This is a genomic window from Claveliimonas bilis (assembly GCF_020892095.1).
GTDB lineage: Bacteria > Bacillota > Clostridia > Lachnospirales > Lachnospiraceae > Claveliimonas > Claveliimonas bilis.
The window spans coordinates 2,315,761-2,336,152 of record NZ_AP024845.1 but is presented as its reverse complement, the minus strand read 5'-3'; the positions used below and the strand labels follow the sequence as shown (position 1 = coordinate 2,336,152).

Annotated in this window: 15 protein-coding genes; 2 read left to right on the top strand and 13 right to left on the bottom strand. The window is 45.7% G+C overall.

Features of this window, described 5'->3' with window-relative positions:
* Positions 1 to 78: 78 nt before the first annotated feature.
* The 5 genes from EUBC25_RS11345 to ftsH form a co-directional block, all read right to left on the bottom strand.
* A complete protein-coding gene (locus EUBC25_RS11345; protein ID WP_230105592.1) occupies positions 79 to 705 on the bottom strand; it encodes a TetR/AcrR family transcriptional regulator in 627 nt (208 codons plus the stop codon).
* 106 nt (positions 706 to 811) lie between these two features.
* On the bottom strand, positions 812 to 1,750 hold the full coding sequence (locus EUBC25_RS11340; protein ID WP_230105591.1) for an ROK family glucokinase: 939 nt from the start codon (positions 1,748 to 1,750) through the stop codon (positions 812 to 814).
* A gap of 15 nt (positions 1,751 to 1,765) precedes the next feature.
* Positions 1,766 to 2,689, bottom strand: coding sequence for an HPr(Ser) kinase/phosphatase (hprK, locus tag EUBC25_RS11335; protein ID WP_230105590.1), 924 nt, complete (start codon positions 2,687 to 2,689; stop codon positions 1,766 to 1,768).
* Positions 2,690 to 2,733: 44 nt separating this feature from the next.
* Positions 2,734 to 4,572: an excinuclease ABC subunit UvrC gene (uvrC, locus tag EUBC25_RS11330; RefSeq protein ID WP_230105589.1), complete on the bottom strand. Its 1,839-nt coding sequence runs from the start codon at positions 4,570 to 4,572 to the stop codon at positions 2,734 to 2,736.
* Between the two features lie 99 nt (positions 4,573 to 4,671).
* Positions 4,672 to 6,738, bottom strand: coding sequence for an ATP-dependent zinc metalloprotease FtsH (gene ftsH, locus EUBC25_RS11325; protein WP_230105588.1), 2,067 nt, complete (start codon positions 6,736 to 6,738; stop codon positions 4,672 to 4,674).
* A gap of 159 nt (positions 6,739 to 6,897) precedes the next feature.
* Between ftsH and EUBC25_RS11320 the strand changes: the two genes are divergently transcribed.
* Both EUBC25_RS11320 and EUBC25_RS11315 read left to right on the top strand, forming a co-directional pair.
* Complete coding sequence (locus tag EUBC25_RS11320) at positions 6,898 to 8,391, top strand: DUF1846 domain-containing protein (protein ID WP_230105587.1); 1,494 nt, start codon at positions 6,898 to 6,900, stop codon at positions 8,389 to 8,391.
* A 42-nt stretch (positions 8,392 to 8,433) separates the two neighbouring features.
* Positions 8,434 to 10,059, top strand: a complete 1,626-nt coding sequence (locus tag EUBC25_RS11315) for a CTP synthase (RefSeq protein WP_230105586.1) — start codon at positions 8,434 to 8,436, stop codon at positions 10,057 to 10,059.
* A 137-nt stretch (positions 10,060 to 10,196) separates the two neighbouring features.
* Here EUBC25_RS11315 and hemW read toward each other — a convergent pair whose 3' ends face one another.
* From hemW to EUBC25_RS11275, 8 genes are all read right to left on the bottom strand, one after another.
* Positions 10,197 to 11,297 (bottom strand): radical SAM family heme chaperone HemW, encoded by a 1,101-nt coding sequence (hemW, locus tag EUBC25_RS11310; RefSeq protein ID WP_230105585.1) that lies wholly within the window; start codon positions 11,295 to 11,297, stop codon positions 10,197 to 10,199.
* A gap of 106 nt (positions 11,298 to 11,403) precedes the next feature.
* Complete coding sequence (gene lepA / locus EUBC25_RS11305) at positions 11,404 to 13,218, bottom strand: translation elongation factor 4 (protein WP_305000004.1); 1,815 nt, start codon at positions 13,216 to 13,218, stop codon at positions 11,404 to 11,406.
* A gap of 134 nt (positions 13,219 to 13,352) precedes the next feature.
* Complete coding sequence (gene holA / locus EUBC25_RS11300; protein WP_230107600.1) at positions 13,353 to 14,336, bottom strand: DNA polymerase III subunit delta; 984 nt, start codon at positions 14,334 to 14,336, stop codon at positions 13,353 to 13,355.
* A gap of 39 nt (positions 14,337 to 14,375) precedes the next feature.
* Positions 14,376 to 16,628 (bottom strand): DNA internalization-related competence protein ComEC/Rec2, encoded by a 2,253-nt coding sequence (locus EUBC25_RS11295; protein WP_230105584.1) that lies wholly within the window; start codon positions 16,626 to 16,628, stop codon positions 14,376 to 14,378.
* A gap of 2 nt (positions 16,629 to 16,630) precedes the next feature.
* On the bottom strand, positions 16,631 to 17,563 hold the full coding sequence (locus EUBC25_RS11290) for a GerMN domain-containing protein (protein ID WP_230105583.1): 933 nt from the start codon (positions 17,561 to 17,563) through the stop codon (positions 16,631 to 16,633).
* Positions 17,564 to 17,574: 11 nt separating this feature from the next.
* Positions 17,575 to 19,041: a sensor histidine kinase gene (locus EUBC25_RS11285; protein ID WP_230105582.1), complete on the bottom strand. Its 1,467-nt coding sequence runs from the start codon at positions 19,039 to 19,041 to the stop codon at positions 17,575 to 17,577.
* Complete coding sequence (locus tag EUBC25_RS11280) at positions 18,998 to 19,687, bottom strand: response regulator transcription factor (protein WP_230105581.1); 690 nt, start codon at positions 19,685 to 19,687, stop codon at positions 18,998 to 19,000. Before EUBC25_RS11280 ends, EUBC25_RS11285 begins: the two co-directional genes overlap by 44 nt.
* Entirely contained in the window at positions 19,684 to 20,337 is a 654-nt protein-coding gene (locus EUBC25_RS11275; RefSeq protein WP_230105580.1) for a helix-hairpin-helix domain-containing protein, read from the bottom strand. Before EUBC25_RS11275 ends, EUBC25_RS11280 begins: the two co-directional genes overlap by 4 nt.
* Between the last annotated feature and the right edge of the window lie 55 nt (positions 20,338 to 20,392).

The window sequence follows — 20,392 nt, the reverse complement described above, 5'->3', positions numbered from 1 at the left end:
TATTTTAGTTAGTTTACGCTAACTAATGTATCAAATATAATGGAAAGCTCTCGCCTTCCATTATTCAAAACTACAGACTCAAATTACCTGCTGTCCCATAATTTTCATCCATCCGGCAGTATAGAAATCTCTCATTTCTTTTAAATAGTGCTCTGCCTCTTCAAGCGGCATTTCATGTATGATCAATTCAAAAAATGTATTGAACATCCCTGTAATCAATATATGTTCCAGTCTTTCGTCAATAGGAGGTGACGGTCTTCCTAATTTTTTAAGCACTTCCATATAGTCGCGAGTTCCTTTTGTTTCGATTTCTACCATTTTATCGATAAGTTTTGAAAAACGCGTCCCCTCTGAATGGCAGAGAATCAGTTTAAATTCATCCAGATATTTATAAGCATATAGAAGCATATCGTGCATACATCCGCCGGAAACTGTACTAAGATTTTCCGGCTGTTTTTCCTCCGGTAAATCTGCAAATTCCTTCTGGGCATTGCAGAAACAATTCATAAAATAATCATATTGTTCTTCGACCAATGACGCAAACAGCTCCTCTTTACTTCCATAGTACCCATAAAGTGCACCTGTCGTAACACCTGCTGCTCTGGCAATATTCCGCAAAGAAGCAGATCGGAAACCTTTTTCAAGAAATTCCTGCCTGGCAGCTCTTTGTATTAAATTTAAAGTTGTCTTCTCATTCTCACTCATAATTCTCTCCGGATATAACATTGTTATATATCACTGTTATATTTTACAGATAAAAAAGAGAAATGTCAATAGCTGATTGAACATTTCTCTTTGAAACGCCGGTCCATTACTCTATGATCAGTCTGGCCGCACCGCATATCCCTGCATCATTTCCAAGAGTTGCAAGAACAAACTTCGTGTCCTGATTTGCAAAAAATGCACTCTCCCGGAAAGGTTTCTCAATGAATGGGAGGAGAACCGGTCCGGCTTTTGATACTCCGCCTCCAATTACAATGACAGCCGGATCTGTAATTACTGCAAGATTAGCCAGCGCACATCCCAGGTATCTTCCAAATTTCTCTGCGATCTCAACTGCCGCCTTGTCTCCCTCTTTCACAGCGTCAAAAACCGTCTTTGCACTGATACTCTTTGATGAGAGTAAGGTCTGTCCATCATAATGTTCCAGATATTTTCCTGCAAGACGTGCAATACCTGTAGCAGAGGCATATTGTTCCAGACAGCCTTTTTTACCGCATCCGCACCTTTCTGTCTCCTCACTGTTGACACAGAGATGACCGATCTCGCCTCCTGCACCGTTTGCTCCCACAATGACTTTTCCATGGGTGATAACTCCTCCTCCGACACCGGTTCCAAGAGTCACCATGATCATATCACTGCAGCCTTTTCCGGCTCCAAGCCACATCTCTCCCAAAGCTGCCACATTTGCATCGTTTCCGATCTCAGCACGGATACCCCCAAGAAGTTCCTCGATTTCCCTCTTCACTTCCTTATATCCCCAGCCGATATTAGCGCTGTCCTTGATGATTCCCTGCTCATTTACCGGTGCTGGAACTCCGATGCCAACTCCTTCCACATCCTCTTTCCTGATTCCTTTTTCCTCCATTTTACCAAAAATAGCATCTACGATATCAGGAAGTACTGCCTCCCCTTCATTTTCTGTCCGAGTCTTGATCTCCCATTTATCAAACAATTCCCCTTCTGTGGAGAACAATCCCATTTTAACGGTTGTTCCTCCAACATCTACTCCAAAACAATACTTCTTCATTCCATTTGCTCCTGTCTATTTCTTCGCTAAATTTCTCTGCACCCGCTTATAAAGCTCCTGTGCCGCATTATATCCCATTTTCTTCTGTCTGTGGTTGATAGCCGCTGTTTCTACAATAATCGCCAGATTTCTTCCCGGACGGATCGGTATTTGATGGCAGACTACTTTATTTCCAAGAAAAGAGGTATACTCTTCTTCCATTCCAAGCCTGTCGTAATCCTTTTCTTTGTTCCAGTCTTCAAGAGTAATGACCAGATCTATATTCTGTGTCTCTCTGACGCTCTGCACACCATACAATGTCTTTACATCTACGATGCCGATTCCTCTAAGCTCAATAAAGTTTCTCGTAATATCAGGCGCCGAACCTACCAGAGTGTCGTCACTTACTTTGCGGATCTCCACCACATCATCACTGACAAGCCGGTGTCCCCTTTTTACCAGTTCCAAAGCGGATTCACTCTTTCCGATCCCGCTCTCTCCCATGATCAGTACACCGACACCATAAACATCCACAAGGACTCCATGGATAGAAATACATGGCGCCAGCTGTACATTCAGCCATCGAATGATCTCAGCCGTAAAAGCAGAAGTCTGTATTTCTGTGGAAAAAACCGGTATCTGCATTTCATTCGCTTTTTCCAGAAGTTCCGGATCCGGTTTCAATGCACGGCAAAAAATAATACACGGAATCTTGTAAGAGAAAAGTGTGTCATATACTTTCGTTTTTGCCTCCTTTTCCATCTGTTCCAGAAATGTATGTTCTACATATCCGATAATCTGTACCCTCTCCGCAGCAAAATGTTCAAAAAACCCTGCCAGCTGCAATGCCGGACGATTGATGTCCGGAACAACTACATATTTATCTGTCAGATCCACATCCGGAGTCAGATTTTTCAGATTCATTTTTTCTACAATCCTCTGCATCTCAACTTTAGACATAATCTATCTCCTTTACTACTTTTTATAGTGCTTAGTATAACACATCAGTGAAAAAACTGATACACCTCTTCTGCGGATTTTTCATTCATACTGGGCAGCCTTTTCAAATCTTCTACCGTTGCCGCCCGTATCTCATCCAGACTGGCAAAATGCTTCATAAGATCCTTTCTCCTCGCAGGCCCTACTCCGGGGATATCATCCAGCACAGAGTGTACCTGCTCCTTACTTCTTAGCTTGCGGTGAAATTCAATCGCAAATCTGTGGGCCTCATCCTGAATCCTGGTAATCAGCTTGAACCCCTCTGAATTTCTGTCAATGGGAATTTCTTTGTTGTTAAAATACAAGCCCCTTGTCCGATGATTATCGTCCTTTACCATGCCGCACACCGGAATGGTAAGATGCAGGTTATCAAGAACCTGAAGCGCAATATTGACCTGCCCTTTCCCTCCATCCATGAGAATAAGATCCGGGAAAGCCGTAAAACTTCCTCCTTCCCCGCCTTCCTTCTTTTCTTCCAATCCATGACGAAAACGGCGTGTCAGCACTTCTTCCATGCTGGCATAATCGTCTGGTCCCTGCACGCTCTTAATCTTAAATTTACGGTAATCATTCTTCTTCGGCCTGCCTTTTTCATAGACAACCATGGATCCCACGGAAGCAAAGCCACTGATATTGGAAATGTCATAAGCTTCCATGCGCACGATATTTTCCAGTCCGAGGAGTTTCGCAATTTCTTTGACCGCTCCGATCGTTCTTCCCTCTTCTCTTTTCAGCCTCTCCCGGTCTGTCTGGAGAACAAGCTGCGCATTCCTTGCAGCCAGCTCCACCAGCTTCTCTTTTGTGCCCTTCTTAGGGACCTTGATCTGTACCTTATGCCCTCTTTTCTGTGAAAGCCATTCTTCCAGAACTTCCGTATCCTCTATTTCCTGCGGCAGCATGAGTTCAGAAGGAATATAGGGAGTGCCTGCGTAAAACTGCTTGATAAAACTGGATAGAATCTCTCCCGGAAGCTCTCCTTCCATAATCTTCAAATAAAAGTGATCTCTGCCGATCAGCCTTCCACCTCGTATAAAGAACACCTGGACAACCGCATCGCTCTGATCTGCTGCCATTGCCATGATATCTCTGTCGTTTCCGGCAGTGTCTGTTATTTTCTGCTTCTGTGAAATTTTCTTTACACTTCCTAACAATTCACGGTATTCAATGGCTTTCTCAAATTCCATATTTTCTGAAGCCCGCATCATTTTCTGCTCCAGCTCCTTCAAAATACTGTCAAAATTTCCATTCAGAAACCGCAGTACTTCATCAATGGAACGCCGATAGTCCTCCTGAGATACATACCCCTGACAGGGAGCGTCGCACTGATGGATATGATAATTCAGACAGGGGCGCTCTTTCCCTGTATCTCTGGGAAGTCTTCTGTTGCAGCTCCTTACCTTATAAATCTTCCGGATCAGCTCAATGGTATCTTTGACCGCTCCCGCACTTGTATATGGGCCGAAATATTTTGCCTTGTCTTTTGCCATACGCCGGGCCATCATAATGCGGGGAAAAGGCTCGTCTACCGTCACTTTAATAAAAGGGTAGGTCTTGTCATCCATGAGCATAGTATTATATTTCGGGCGATACTCCTTGATCAGATTACACTCCAGCACCAACGCTTCCAGCTCTGAATCTGTCACAATATACTCAAATCTTGTGATGTGGGTCACCATCTGGTCTATCTTAACCCCTTTGCTGCGGCTTGTCTGGAAATACTGGCGTACCCGGTTTTTCAGACTGATTGCTTTCCCGACATAAATAATCTCATCCTTCTCGTCATGCATCAGATAGACGCCCGGTTTGCCCGGAAGCTTTTTCAATTCTTCCTGTATATCGAACACGGTTTCCTTCCTCCTTTCCGGAAACAGACATTGTAAAACCCCTGTGCGGTATCCCGTTTTCTTCTCATACCATACCGCACAGGGGCGCTTGCATTTCTCTTACTGTTCTGTTTCTTCTTTAGCTGCTTCTTCGCCAACCGCTTCCGCTTCAGCTGCTGTTGTCTCTGCTGCCTTTATTTCATTTTCCGTGTCAGCATTCTCTTCCGGCACTGCATCTGCCGGCAGATCAGTACTTTTCTTTTCTGTGTCAGTTTCCGGCGCCGTAAGCTTGAGAGCAACTCTTTGCTCCGGAGCTTTCTTTTCCTCCGGATCAATACCTTCTACTTCATAGAAGATCTTCATAAATTCTTTTCCTGTAATCGTCTCCTTTTCGATCAGGAATGCTGCGATCTTATCCAAGGCTTCTCTATGTTCACTGAGAAGTCGTTTTGCTTCCTCATAAGATGACTTCAGCATGACCATAACTTCCTTGTCAATTTCGGAAGCCGTCTCCTGTCCGCAGTTCATGACCGGTCTGCCGTCCAGGTAACGGTTTTGAATAGATTCCAAGCCGATCAGACCGAATTTACTGCTCATTCCGTACTGCGTGATCATAGCTCTTGCAATACTGGTAGCCTTTTCAATATCATTAGAGGCTCCGGTAGTTACTGTATCAAAAACAATCTCCTCCGCTGCACGGCCCGCCAGCATTCCCACCAGCATTGCCTCCAGTTCTTTCTTTGTATTAAGGAATTTTTCTTCTTCGGGAGTGTGCATTACATATCCCAGCGCTCCCATTGTTCTTGGAACAATGGTGATCTTCTGAACCGGTTCGGCATCCTTTTGAAGCGCGCTTACCAACGCGTGGCCAACTTCGTGATAAGAAACGATCCTTCGCTCTTCCTGGCTCATGATCCGGTCTTTTTTCTCCTTACCCACAAGCACCACTTCCACCGCCTCAAAAAGGTCGCTCTGCGATACAGCGTTTCTTCCATGCTTTACGGCATTGATGGCAGCCTCGTTGATCATATTTGCAAGATCAGATCCGACTGCACCTGATGTAGCAAGGGCAATTGCTTCCAGATCTACTGTTTCATCCATTCTGACGTCCTTGGAATGTACCTTCAGGACGTCGATCCTTCCCTTCAGATCCGGTCTTTCTACAATGATACGGCGGTCAAACCGTCCCGGACGAAGCAGAGCCGGATCCAGTATTTCCGGACGGTTCGTCGCTGCAAGAAGAAGGAGTCCTTTATTTGTATCAAATCCATCCATCTCTGCCAGAAGCTGATTCAGAGTCTGTTCACGCTCATCATTTCCTCCCAGTTGATTATCACGGCTCTTTCCGATCGCATCGATCTCATCAATAAAGATGATGCAGGGAGCCATCTGCTGCGCCTGTTTAAAAAGATCACGCACTCTGGATGCTCCGACACCCACATACATTTCCACAAAGGCAGAACCGGAAAGAGAAAAAAACGGTACCTTTGCTTCTCCCGCAACCGCCTTGGCCAGAAGAGTTTTTCCTGTTCCCGGCGGGCCTACGAGAAGAGCTCCCTTTGGCAGTTTTGCCCCGACACCGGTATATCTTCCCGGATTGTGCAGGAAATCCACGACCTCCTGCAGTGATTCCTTTGCTTCATCCTGACCGGCAACATCCTGAAAGGTTACGCCTGTTTCTTTTTCTACATACATTTTGGCGTTGCTCTTTCCAATGCCCATCATTCCACCGCCTTTAGACATTTTCCGCGTAAACCACACGAACAGGCCCACAAGGCAGGCAATCGGCACGAATGTAAAGATCAGATTCAAAATCACTGCTGAAGTGGTGTCCGGAATCTCCTGCGATACTTCAACTCCTGCATCCAAAAGTCTGTCTATCAGCTTATCGTCATTGACAGTCCCTGTATAATACTGCTGCTGTGTCGGACTGTCCGTATCTTTTTTGGCTGTGATAGTGATCTGACTGCTTCCTATTTCAACCTTCTCGATCTTTCCGTCGTCTACCATCTGCAAAAATCTGTTATAGGAAATTTCTTCTGCATTTCCCATGCCCTGCAGCTGGAACAAAACCAGTACCACGATGGAAGTGATCAGGGTCACTAAAAGAATAAAAGAAATGCCCTGCCGGTTATTTCGGCCCGGGTCCTGATTATTATTTCTGTTCTGATTATTCTGGTTATCCATATTTGTCCTCCTGTACTTCTCTTATTATAAGTATCCATACTTTTAAAATCAATAAAAACATTATGAAAAGATTGTAAACTCGCACTTCCCTGTAGTATACTTGTGAGGAAAATATTTTCTCCGCCCAAGTAGTGCGGAGCAGTAAAAGGGGATACACAAATGAAAATTGGATTTGACAATGATAAGTACTTGAAAATGCAGTCTTCCCACATTCGGGACCGGATCGCACAGTTTGACAACAAGCTGTATCTGGAGTTTGGCGGCAAACTGTTTGATGATTATCACGCTTCCCGGGTACTTCCCGGCTTCCAGCCTGACAGCAAACTCCGTCTTTTAAAGCAGCTGGCAGACCAGGCGGAAATCGTGATCGTCATAAGCGCGGGAGATATCGAAAGCAACAAAGTCCGTGGAGATCTTGGCATAACCTATGATTCTGATGTTCTCCGGCTTCGGAAAGAATTTATGCATGCCGGCCTTTATGTGGGCAGCGTTGTCATCACACAGTACTGTGGACAAAGCAGCGCTGATCTTTTCAAAGCCCGCCTGGAACGCCTTGGCATCCGGGTCTATCTTCATTATGTTATACCTGGTTATCCGGGAAATGTCCCGTTCATTGTCAGTGATGAAGGATACGGCAAGAATGATTACATTGAGACAGAACGTCCTCTCGTTGTAGTGACAGCGCCGGGCCCCGGCAGCGGAAAAATGGCCACCTGTCTTTCTCAGCTTTATCATGAACATAAGAGAGGAATCCACGCCGGATATGCCAAGTTTGAGACTTTCCCTATCTGGAACATTCCGTTAAAGCACCCGGTCAACCTTGCTTATGAGGCTGCCACAGCTGATCTGAACGATGTAAATATGATCGATCCTTTCCATCTGGAAGCATATGGAGAAACAACGGTAAACTACAACCGGGACATTGAAATTTTCCCTGTTTTAAGCGCCATCTTTGAGCGGATTTATGGAAAAAATCCATATAAGTCCCCTACAGATATGGGCGTCAACATGGCGGGAAATTGTATCTGTGATGACGAGGTATGCCGACAGGCTTCTCTTCAGGAAATCATCAGACGATACTATGATACAATGGACCGCTTTATCATGGGATCCTGCTCTCAGGATGAAGTCCGTAAGATCGAAATGCTGATGAGCCAGACCGGCATCACGGTCCATGACCGTCCGGTAGTGGATGCCGCTCTCGAGCGCGCCGAAGCCACCAATGCGCCTGCCGCTGCCCTGGAACTTCCTGACGGGCATATCGTAACCGGCAAGACAAGCAGTCTTCTCGGTGCATCCGCTGCTCTTCTTCTGAATGCTCTGAAAGAACTGGCCGGCATTGACCATGACTGCCATGTCATCTCGCCTTCTGCCATTGAGCCGATCCAGAAGCTGAAGGTTGATTATCTTGGAAGCCAGAATCCCCGGCTGCACACAGATGAGGTTCTGATCGCCCTGTCCATCAGTGCGGCAACAGATATGCAGGCGCAAAAAGCTCTGGAGCAGCTTCCAAAATTAAAAGGATGCCAGGCTCATACCTCGGTCATGCTGAGCGCAGTTGACATTAATCAGTTTAAAAAATTAGCCATTCAGGCAACTTTTGAGCCAAAATATGAAAAAAAGGCTGTATTTTCTGACGAAAAAGCTGTATAATATATTTTTTTAAAAGTAGTTTGGTTTCAAAAGGAGGATACTATGGCAGTAAAATACGTATTTGTTACAGGCGGTGTTGTTTCAGGACTGGGAAAAGGCATAACAGCTGCTTCTCTTGGAAGACTGCTGAAAGCCAGAGGATATACGGTGACAATGCAGAAATTCGATCCCTATATCAATATCGATCCGGGTACCATGAATCCTGTACAGCATGGAGAAGTGTTTGTCACAGACGACGGCGCCGAAACGGATTTGGATCTCGGACACTATGAACGTTTCATTGACGAAAGTCTTACCAAAAATTCCAATGTCACAACCGGAAAGATCTACTGGTCCGTACTCCACAAGGAGCGCCGCGGGGATTTCGGCGGAGGAACCGTTCAGGTTATCCCTCATATCACCAATGAGATCAAGAGCCGTTTCTATCGTAATCCTGCAGCAAAAAATACGGAAATTGCCATAATTGAAGTGGGAGGCACTGTCGGCGATATTGAAAGCCAGCCCTTCCTGGAAGCTATTCGGCAGTTTCAGCACGAAAGGGGCAGGGAAAATGTCATTTTGATCCATGTTACATTGATCCCCTACCTGCGGGCTTCCCAGGAAATGAAAACAAAACCTACCCAGGCAAGCGTCAAGGATCTTCAGGGTATGGGAATCTGGCCGGATATCATTGTCTGCCGTTCCGAATACCCTCTGGATCAATCCATCAGGGACAAGATCGCTTTGTTCTGTAATGTCCCTGCAGAGCATGTTCTTCAAAATTTGGATGTGGAATATCTGTACGAAGCGCCTCTTGCAATGGAAAAAGAGCATCTTGCCGAGGTTGTCTGCGAATGTCTCCATCTGGACTGTCCGCAGCCGGATCTGAAAGACTGGCGTGAAATGGTGGACTACCTGAAAAGCCCCAACACCGATGTTACAGTGGCTCTGGTAGGCAAATATATCCAGCTCCACGATGCATACATCAGTGTGGTGGAAGCTTTGAAACACGGCGGCATTTTTGCCCGCGCCACCGTCAACATCAAATGGATCGACTCTGAAACAGTGACAGATGACAATGCAGACGAGCTGTTTGGAGATGTCAGCGGCATTCTTGTACCGGGAGGATTTGGCAGCCGCGGGATCGACGGGAAGATTGCCGCCATCCGCTATGCAAGAACCCATCAGGTTCCGTTCCTTGGTCTCTGCCTTGGCATGCAGCTTGCTATCGTTGAATTTGCGCGGGATGTTGTCGGTTTCCACGATGCCCACAGTGCTGAACTGGATCCCGATACCACCCATCCTGTCATCCATATCATGCCTGACCAGGTAGGTGTGGAAGATATTGGAGGAACTCTCCGCCTCGGCGCATATCCCTGTATCCTGGATAAAACTTCCAAGGCATACAGACTTTATCAGAGTGAAGAAATAAAAGAGCGGCACCGGCACCGCTACGAAGTCAACAACGACTACCGGGAGGATCTCACCAGTCATGGCATGAAGCTCTCCGGCCTCTCCCCTGACGGACGGATCGTAGAGATGGTAGAGATTCCGGAACATCCCTGGTTCATCGCAACACAGGCCCATCCTGAACTGAAATCCCGTCCCAACCGTCCGCATCCTCTTTTCCGCGGATTTGTAGAGGCAGCTTTGGCATATCAGAACAGCCGCAAAGATAACGAAAGATAAACTTCCCTGGAAGAATAATCGAAAGAGGGCGTCCCCAGGCTATGGATTTTAACTTCATAGTTTTGGGACACCCTCTTTTTGCCATTTACAATAAGCTGCCTTTTCTATCCGGATACTCTCTTCTCCAAACACTCTCTTCAGAACAAAAATTCACTCATTACATAATTGCTGATGTCAATCCCCCGCTCTGTCAGCCTCCAGTTGTCACCTGCCTGTTCCATGAGTCCTTCCTCTTTCATCTTCTGCAGGATCAGGCCGTAAACTTCCTGCATTTCTTTCTGGAAAACATTCCGGAAATCTGTTTCGGACACTCCTTCCATTTTACGAAGTCCCAGAAACATAAATTCTTCCATTTCCTCTTTTTCTGTCAATATTTCCGGCTCCTCCCCTTCCCTCCACCTTTTATTTCCGATCAAAGAGGAGGCTCCTGTACCTATGCCAAGGTACTGTGTCCTGTTCCAGTATCCCAGATTATGTCTGCATGCAAATCCGCTCTTGGCATAGTTGGATATTTCATAACGGATATATCCGTATTCCTCCAAAACCTCCTTCGTCCTTACATACATTTCCCTTTCTTCCTCCTCTGCAGGAAGTTCCTCGGCATGTTTTCCTTCTCCGTATCGCTCATAAAAAGGCGTTCCCTCTTCGATGATAAGACTGTATGCTGATATATGTTCCGGAGGCGGCACAAGCTCTGCCACTGTCCGCAGAGTTTTTTCGTAGCTTTCCGGAGTCTGAAACGGAATGGCTGACATTAAGTCCACATTAATATTGGAAAATCCGCAGTCTCTTGCCATCTGATAGCTATGAACAAACATTTCATAGGTATGGATCCTTCCGAGACATTTCAGCTCCTGATCGTTGGCTGACTGAAGACCGATACTGAGCCGGTTAATGCCCGCTTCCCTGTATGCCTTTAACTTTTCTTCCGAGACAGTTCCCGGATTCATTTCCACTGTAATCTCCGCCATATCATCCACCCGGAACGTTTCTCTTATGTCTCTGAAAATATATCCCATCTGCTCTCCTGTAAGAAGAGAAGGAGTACCTCCTCCCACAAATATACTGCTCACATGCCAGTCTTTTGCAAATTCTTTGCAGGATCGTATCCTGCTGCAGAGGCTTTCCACGTATCTTTCCCGTTCCTCTTCATCTGCCGGAGCCGACAAAAAATCACAGTACCTGCATTTGCTGACACAGAATGGTATATGAATATATAATTCCAGTTCTTTCGCCATATTTTTATTTCTCTCCTCTCCATTTCCTTCAAAAGAATCTAATAGCTTTTCAAAAGGATATGGTGATTCTAATTAAGGACGGGGATTAAAAAATCCCCGCCCTCCATTAACGGTCGTCCAGCTTCAGCACACTCATAAAAGCCTTCTGTGGTATTTCTACATTTCCCACCTGGCGCATCCGCTTCTTTCCTTCTTTCTGTTTTTCCAGCAGCTTTCTCTTTCGGCTGATGTCACCGCCGTAACATTTTGCAAGCACATCTTTCCTCATGGCTTTCACTGTTTCTCTTGCAATAATCTTGCTTCCGATCGCTGCCTGGATCGGAATCTCGAAGAGCTGCCTTGGTATCTCTTCCTTCAGCTTCTCGCACATCTTTCTGCCCCGCTCATAAGCTGTTCCTGCATGTACGATAAAGGAAAGGGCATCTACTTCTTCCTTATTGATCAGAATATCCAGTTTCACCAGTTCTGACTGCTGGTATCCCATCATCTCGTAATCAAAGGACGCGTATCCCCGTGAACGGGATTTAAGCGCATCAAAGAAATCATAAATGATTTCATTCAGCGGCAGGTGATAGTGGAGTACTGCTCTTGTCTCTTCCATATACTCCATCCCCTGATAGATTCCTCTTCTTTCCTGGCAAAGTTCCATGATGGAACCGATATATTCGGATGTTACCATGATCTCCGCCTTTACCATAGGTTCTTCCATGTAGTCAATTTCCGACGGATCCGGAAGATTGGAAGGGTTTGTCAGCTCTATCACTTCTCCGTTTGTTTTATGCACCTTGTAAACAACTCCCGGCGCTGTTGTCACCAGATCCAGATTGTATTCTCTTTCCAGTCTTTCCTGTACGATCTCCAAATGCAGAAGTCCTAAAAATCCGCACCGGAATCCAAACCCAAGAGCCACCGACGTCTCCGGTTCAAACTGCAAAGCTGCATCATTTAACTGGAGCTTTTCCAGAGCATCCCTAAGATCCGGATATTTCGCCCCGTCTGCCGGATACATACCACAGTAAACCATAGGATTTACCTTTTTATACCCCGGAAGCGGTTCACTGCAGGGGTGATCTGCATTGGTAACTGTATCACCTACCCTGGTATCTTTCACATTCTTCAGGCTGGCTGTAAAATAACCTACCATTCCTGCTGCCAGCTCATCGCACGGAATAAACTGCCCTGCTCCGAAATATCCCACCTCAACAACTTCCGCCTCTGCTTTGGTTGCCATCATGCGGATCGTTGTTCCTTTCCGGATGGTTCCTTCCTTAATTCTGCAAAAGACAATAACTCCCCTGTAGGAATCATAGACTGAATCAAAGATAAGGGCCTGCAAAGGTGCGGACGGATCCCCTTTTGGCGCCGGAATCTTCTGTACGATCTGTTCCAGCACTTCGTCCACATTAAGGCCTGTCTTTGCAGAGATCAGCGGAGCATCCTCCGCTTCAATACCGATGACATCTTCAATTTCTTCTATTACTCTCTCCGGCTCCGCACTTGGAAGATCCACCTTGTTGATAACCGGCATCACATCCAGATCATGGTCCAATGCAAGATACACATTTGCCAGAGTCTGGGCCTCTACTCCCTGTGCGGCGTCCACCACAAGAATTGCACCGTCACAGGCTGCCAGACTGCGGGATACCTCATAGTTAAAATCCACATGTCCCGGTGTATCGATCAGATTAAAAATGTATTCTTCTCCGTCCTTTGCCTTGTATACCGTACGGACCGCCTGGGCCTTGATCGTAATTCCACGCTCTCTTTCCAGCTCCATGTTGTCCAGAACCTGAGACTGCATCTCACGGCTTGTCAGAAGTCCGGTCATCTCGATAATACGGTCGGCAAGTGTAGATTTTCCGTGATCAATGTGTGCAATAATACAAAAATTACGTATTTTGCTCTGCTCAATTCCTTCCACTTCTATCGTTCCTTCCATTACAAATTCTTTTTTCAAATTCATCTGATTTTATAAATGTTCCATCTCATATGCGGGCTGATTCTCCCGCACAGGCTATCATATCACGATACCGCCTCTTTTGGCAATCCTCTTTCCTAATCCTTCATACTGTACTTGACAATAAAAAGCTCCACACACATCGTATCTGCCAGACGGCCTGTCTTGACTGCTTCCTCCATTTCGGCGGCATCCTCCATGATTCCTCTTAAATCTCTTCCGGAAAAGCTTTTACACTGGCTCATATATTTTCCCGCCACATAGGGGTGAAGTCCGGTTACTTCCGCAACTTTAGGTCTTGCATAGCCCCGTGATACCAAAAGCTTAACCTCCATAAGAAGACGGAACTGCCGGGTCAAAAGTGCCAGGATTTTCATAGGAGGTATCTTTAAGGCCAGCAGATCATAATAATAATCCAGCGCTTTCTTTTGCTGTTTCATAGCGACCGCCTCTACCATATCAAAAATATGGTCTGTGATCTGTGTCGTGCAGACTGCGTCCACATCTTCCACAGTAATTTCTTCCTTAAAAGCAGTATAAGAAAACAGCTTCTCCAGCTCTTTTTCCAGATTCTCCATATCTGTTCCCACCTTAGAGAGCAGATGTCTTGCTGTGGATTCCTGGATTTTCTTCTTCTCCCTTTTCACCGCGCCTGCGATCCAAAGAAGAAGTGTTTTCTCATCCTGGTATCCCAGTTCTGTAATACGTCCTTTTTCTTTGACCGTCTTGTACATTTTTCCCCGCTTGTCCACCTCTTCTTCTATAAAAAGAAAAAAGGCAGTATCCGGAGCTGTCTTGAGATAGTCGGCCAGCTCCGGAGAAGCATTTTTAAAAAATCCCGAATTTTCAATGACGATCAGTCTCCTGTCTGAAAAAAAGGGCATAGTCTCCGCCAGGTCGATGATTTCCGGGATGGAAATTCCTTTCCCTTCATAATAGGAATAGTTCATGGTATCCCCTTCCGGTATGATCGCCCGGGTCAGTCTTTTTTTGTACTGCTTTTTCAGATAAGCTTCCTCTCCGTAGAGAAGGTACATGTTTTTCAATTGTCCTGTCTTAATATCTTCATTTAAACTTTTCATACCCACAATTATAATGGATTTTCCTGTTTCTGGCTAGACTCATTCTTGCAGGAAACTTTGTATTTCCATCTTCCTCCCATCTGTACAGATAGTGACAGCTCCGTTTTGGATCGTGGTATATATGCTGCATCCCCGATCTTCCAGACGCTCAACCGTATCCGGATGGGGATGGCCGTAACGGTTGTTTTCTCCGGCAGAAATCAGCGCATAGTCCGGAGAGACTTCCTCAAGAAATTCTGCAGAAGTTGAATTTTTAGAACCGTGATGGGACACTTTCAGCACATCATATGACTTCCCGGTCCGCTCTTCCAGAATCTTTTCCCCCTCTCCTTCCACATCTCCTGTCAGCAGAAGGTCAAATTTTCCCAGACTGACATCTAAAACAAGGGAAGCCTCATTTCCCTTTTCAAACTTATCTTTCCCTTCCGGCTGTATGCAGGTAATCCTCCACTCCCCGGAAATGATTCCCTGCCCTCTTTCCACCGTACGAATCTTCACTTCATATTGCTCAGCCAATGCAGCAAGTGCCTCCAATTTTTCATCCCACATCTCCCTTGCGGGAAAAATGAGGCAGGAAATCTCCACCCCTCTGCCCTGTCTGGACAACATTTCTTCTATTCCATTCATATGATCACTGTCCCCGTGAGTGACAAATACGTAGTCCAACTGACCCACGCCCTGAGACTTTAGGAAGGGCTCGATTCTATATTTTCCAATCTGTTTCTCCGTACTGCTTCCGGCGTCTACAAGCACCGTGGTTCCTTTTGCGCCTCTCATAAAAATGCTGTCCCCCTGCCCCACATCCAGCACAGTAATGTAAGTCTTCCCATATACGGATACCTGTCCTGCCAGCATAAGAGTTCCGCATGCCGTAAAAACACAAAGCAGACTTCCCCACTTTCTTCTTCCCACATGTTTGAAAAAAATCCACAGAGCCACCGCAACAGTTCCATAGTAAAAAATGACAGTTTCTAATTCCGGCCGGCCCACAGCAATCTCACTGGCAGGAATCCTCATCACTGCCCTGCAGGAGATTTCATAGAGATCCAGTATCCTTTTACAGATCCAGATCAAAACACCGCCACCTTGAGGAAACACCCAATAGAGAAGACTGCCGCCTGCTCCCAGCACAAGAAGCAGCGACATAAGGGGAATGACCAGAAGATTCAAAAAAACCGAATAAAGTGGGTAGGAAAAGAAATGATATAAGGTAATTGGCAGCAGAACTGCCTGCACACCCAGGCTGGCCATCAGCGAGCTTTTCCATTTCCCCGCAAGTCTTCCGCTTTCCCTCCTGCTGTTTTTCCCCTTCTCTCTTTCTTTTTCCGCTTTCCGCTGTACCTGCCCTGCAATCCAGATGCCCAGAATTGCACCGAAAGACATCTGGAATCCTCCGTCATAATAAGAGAGCGGCTGCCACAGCACAACAATAACAGCGGCCGCCAAAAGGGAGGTCAGCATGTCATATGCCCGTCCGCTCATATCAGCCCCCACCCGTATCAAAAACATAACCAGCGCCCGAAGCGCCGACACTGTCAGACCGATCATCATAACATAAAGAAGCAGAAACATCATTCCTGCCACACCGCCTGCCAAATAGGAGCCGGTCTGTTTTCTTAAAAACTGATATACTCCCGTCCCGATAAAAGAAAGATGAAGCCCCGATATAGCAAGAATATGTGCAATCCCATTGACCTGATAGAGTTCCTTTATTTCCGCATCCATCCCGGCCTTATCTCCGATGATCATGGCCGCTAAGATTCCTCCGTCTTCTTCACCTGCAGCTTTATAAAGCGACGCTTTCCATTTGTCGCGGAATTGCTCCAGTTTATCTTGAAGAAAAGAAACCTTTTGGTCTGTCACGCGGACCTCCTTTCCCCAGATGGCTGCATGGATATTTTGTTTCTGATAATAGAATTTCTGGTCAAAACCCCCGGGATTTCTGGCTTCATCAAAGAAAAACAGATTGCCTGACGCCTGCACCCTATTTCCTGTTTTGATTGCTGTTTTCTGTGGATCATATAAGAGTATTTTTGATTCCTGCAATGAATTGTTTTTGAATGGTCGATTATAGATAATAGAATTGTTTTTCAGATATAAGATCTGGTAGTCTTCTCTTGCTTCCTTCCGGTATACTTCCCCTTCCAGATGTACTGTACTGTCAGGCGGAATATATTTCTCTGTCTGGGAGGGCTGAAGTTCCTCCAGGAAATATTCTCCTGCAAAATGAACCGCCCCAAATCCCAAACAGAAAAGGAAAAGACATATTGTAAATAATATTCTTTTTTTCAAAATTATTTTGTTTCCTCCACAATTTCCATGTTTCTGGAAAAAGTTTTACTCAAATCAATGGAATTTCCAAAAAGAACATCTGATTCCCCGTTAATGGAAATCTGTACCTCACGCACACTTTCACTCTCCGTAAGAGAATTGACAAGAGAGTAGATAACTGTTTCCGGTTCTGCATTATTATAACCCTGTACAAGAAATCCTTCATCAAAATTCACATAACATATTCCGGCTTTTACGGAAATCCCCAGAAGAACCGCATCCGGTGGAAGAGTCTGCAGACAGCTGTCATCTTTAGGGCCTTTCAGCAGCTGTTCCACGATCAGCTTTTCTAAAGATGTATTGCTGTTGTAACGCACGTTTACCGTCTGTTCTGCCAGAGCATTTCCCTCTATATTGGAAAAATAGAGCTTCAGCTCCGCCTTCTGATAAGAATGGAGCGCTGAACCGATATTCTGTACAAAATCATCTTCCGTCATATAGCCTGCGCTGGTACCATCCTCGTTCTTGACCGGCTCCTCTCCGATAAAAAACCCCACACGGTCAATTCCCTCTATCTGAACCAATGTCTGCACAATTGCCGCCTGCATCAGCACTTCGTCCTTCTTTTTCATATTCCTGTAGGCTTCATTAAAGGACAGATCCGCATAACCTTTTTCTATCCTTTCTACTGCTGCCTCCACCCCTTCGGGAACCGCACTTTTATAAATATCACTTGTGGGCGATGAAAGGAGCTCCATAGCCTCCTCTGCCTGTTCTTTTGCACTGCCTTCAGTCAAGGAAGAATCCCACGCTGTACGGACAAGTGAAGTCCCCTTTTCATTAATATAGTACACATAGGGGCCTTTTTCTGCTTCTTTTCCGCTATCTGCCGAACAGCCGGTGCACAAAAGTATACATATGAAAATCCACAGGACACTTTTATGTTTCTTTTTCACATCCATCCCTCCTAGGCAATATAATTCAGCGGAATCCTTACAGTAAATGTTGTTCCTTCTCCAAGCTGGCTGTATACCTTGATCGCTCCGCGGTGCATAACTACTGCATTACGGGCAATCGCAAGACCCAGTCCGGTTCCTCCGATTTCTCTGGAATGAGATTTGTCCACCCGATAAAATCTCTCAAAGATATGCTCTTTGGACTCTTCCGGTATTCCGATTCCGGAATCTGCCACTTCAATATAAAAAAACTTATGATCTGCATTCAGAGACACGTGTACCCATCCGCCGTCTATATTATATTTTACTGCATTTTCTACGAGATTTGTTATAGCAAGAGAAAGCTTTACTTCGTCAACTTCTGCGTTTACCGGACGAAAGCTTTCAAACACTACTTCAATATTTCTGGCAGCGGCAATCGGCTGAAGTCTCTTCAGTATCTTTTCTAAAAGATCATTGATGTTTTCCTGCTTCACTTGCAGAGAAGCTGCTGTTTTGTCCATTTTTACAAGTGAGAGAAGATCATTGATGATCTTGTCCTCTCTTTCAATCTCTTCTGAAAGATCCTGCATAAATTCCTGGTACAGCTCCACCGGCACATTTTCCTGGGCAAGCAGTGAATCCGCCAGAACCTTCATAGAAGTAATCGGTGTTTTCAACTCGTGAGAAACATTCGCCACAAACTCCTGCCTGGAATCGTCCAGGATTTTCAGGCGTCCCAGCATTTTGTTAAAAGCTTCTGATATCAGCCTTGTCTCTGTGTAAGTATTTTCATGGAGATAATTGTCATCGTATCCCTCATTCACCGCCTCAATGGAAGATGTAATTCTGGCAAAAGGCCGCACCATTACCGCCCCCAGAATAATCGCAAGCACCGCCACAGTCAGAATGATGATCCCTTCCGCGATCCATGCTTTTGCATCCAGCACTTCAATGCTGTCAAGGATAGGTGTGGTGGATACACTGACAAGCATAACCCCTGTTACGCTCTCCTTATCCGCTGCAAAAATAGGTGATGTTACTTCTATATATCCGCTTTTGGCATCGTAAATCTTTGTCCCCTCGCCCTCAAAACATTGGATCACATCTTCTGATACGATTGTCTTTTCTTCATCCAGATCATAGGTATCTTCCACAATCTGAAACTGACTGTCTATCAGCATGACCCTTCCGTTATATATGCTGGACAGCTGCTCCAGCTCAGGCAGCATTGCTTCCGCCGCTTTCTTTCCAGGATAACCCATAGCGGCAAGCTGATTGCACAGAATGGTACACTGATTTTGTATCTGGGCGGTCTGGACATCTACCGCCCTGTCTTCATAACTTTTCAGGATAATGGATTTCAGAATCAGGCAGGGAAGAATCCCTACCAGCATGAGTAAAAAGATAATACGAAATCTGAGACTTTTAAAAAAATGATTTCTTATATACAGCCTAACCCCTGAAATAGTAACCAACTCCCCACTTTGTATAAACATATTTCGGATCGCTTGGATGGGTCTCTATCTTCTCCCTGAGACGCCGGATATGTACATCTACCGTTCGGACATCTCCCGGATACTCATAGCCCCACACAATATTGAGCAGACTTTCTCTGCTGTACACTTTTCCCGGATTTGTTGCCAGAAGTTCCAGAAGATCAAATTCCTTTGCCGTCAGGTTGATCTCCTTTTCGCCGATTACAACTCTCCGGCTTTCACAGTCTATTTTCATTTCGCCTTTGACGAAGATCTTTTTATCTTCTGTCTCTTCGGTTTTCTTGCCTGTACGGCGCATGATGGCCTTGATCCTGGCTTTGACTTCCAGAATATTAAAAGGCTTTGTAATATAGTCATCTGCTCCATATTCCAGGCCCAGGATCTTATCCATATCATCGCCCTTTGCAGTCAGCATGATAATGGGCACATCCGAATATTCCCGGATCTGTGTACACACCTCAAATCCGTCTTTTTTTGGGAGCATTACATCCAGAAGGATGATATCGTATGTATTTTCCGCCGCCAACTTCAGAGCCTCTTCTCCGTCATAGGCACAGTCCACTTTCATTCCATCCTGCTCCAGACTGAAACGTATCCCCTTAACAATCAGTTTTTCATCGTCTACCACTAATACTTTTTTGCTCATTCTGTTTTGATCTGCTCCTTAATCTTTTCATAGATGCCTTCTTTGATCCCCTGGACATTCATAATATCCTCCGGGGAATGAAAGCTTCCATTTTCCTCACGGTAAGTCAGAATTGCCTCCGCCCGCGTCTCTCCTATTCCCGTCAGCGTCATCAGCTCTTCCTTATCCGCTGTATTTAAATTTACTCTCTCATCATTCATGCCGCCGCTGCTTCCTTCGTCCGGAGTTTCAGCCGGCATAGCGGCCGCCTCTTCTTTTGACGGTATATAAATACGCTGTCCGTCCGACGCTTTTTCCGCCAGATTGACGCTCTCCGCCGCTCCCTGTTCCAAAATCCCTCCGGCGCTTTCGACTGCCTCATAGATTCTGGACTCTTCCGGCAGTTCATAGACTCCTGGCGAAGCCACCTGTCCGCAGACATACACCCAGATCTTTCCCTCATCTGTTCTGCCTGTCTGCTCTTTGCCTGCTCCTTCCCGCTGCTCTTGACTCTCCCCGTCTGCCTGCTCCTCACCGGAGCCTTTTCCCTCCTGCAGCGCTTCCTCCTCCAGGGTAACTTCCTCCCCGGTAATCTCATCGCTTTGGCAGCCGCTTAGCACAAACGTCATCATTGTCAAAATTATAAGAACCATCCCTGGTTTTCTACGCATAAAATCCTCCTTTACAGTTAAAAAACCGTAAACACCCCTCTTTATGCCTAGACAC

Coding starts and splice junctions, on each gene's coding strand:
- EUBC25_RS11345 (WP_230105592.1), bottom strand. CDS start 705: ATGAGTGAGAATGAGAAGACAACTTTAAATTTAATACAAAGAGCTGCC.
- EUBC25_RS11340 (WP_230105591.1), bottom strand. CDS start 1,750: ATGAAGAAGTATTGTTTTGGAGTAGATGTTGGAGGAACAACCGTTAAA.
- hprK (WP_230105590.1), bottom strand. CDS start 2,689: ATGTCTAAAGTTGAGATGCAGAGGATTGTAGAAAAAATGAATCTGAAA.
- ftsH (WP_230105588.1), bottom strand. CDS start 6,738: ATGGATAACCAGAATAATCAGAACAGAAATAATAATCAGGACCCGGGC.
- EUBC25_RS11320 (WP_230105587.1), top strand. CDS start 6,898: ATGAAAATTGGATTTGACAATGATAAGTACTTGAAAATGCAGTCTTCC.
- EUBC25_RS11315 (WP_230105586.1), top strand. CDS start 8,434: ATGGCAGTAAAATACGTATTTGTTACAGGCGGTGTTGTTTCAGGACTG.
- hemW (WP_230105585.1), bottom strand. CDS start 11,297: ATGGCGAAAGAACTGGAATTATATATTCATATACCATTCTGTGTCAGC.
- holA (WP_230107600.1), bottom strand. CDS start 14,336: ATGAAAAGTTTAAATGAAGATATTAAGACAGGACAATTGAAAAACATG.
- EUBC25_RS11285 (WP_230105582.1), bottom strand. CDS start 19,041: ATGTTTATACAAAGTGGGGAGTTGGTTACTATTTCAGGGGTTAGGCTG.
- EUBC25_RS11280 (WP_230105581.1), bottom strand. CDS start 19,687: ATGAGCAAAAAAGTATTAGTGGTAGACGATGAAAAACTGATTGTTAAG.
- EUBC25_RS11275 (WP_230105580.1), bottom strand. CDS start 20,337: ATGCGTAGAAAACCAGGGATGGTTCTTATAATTTTGACAATGATGACG.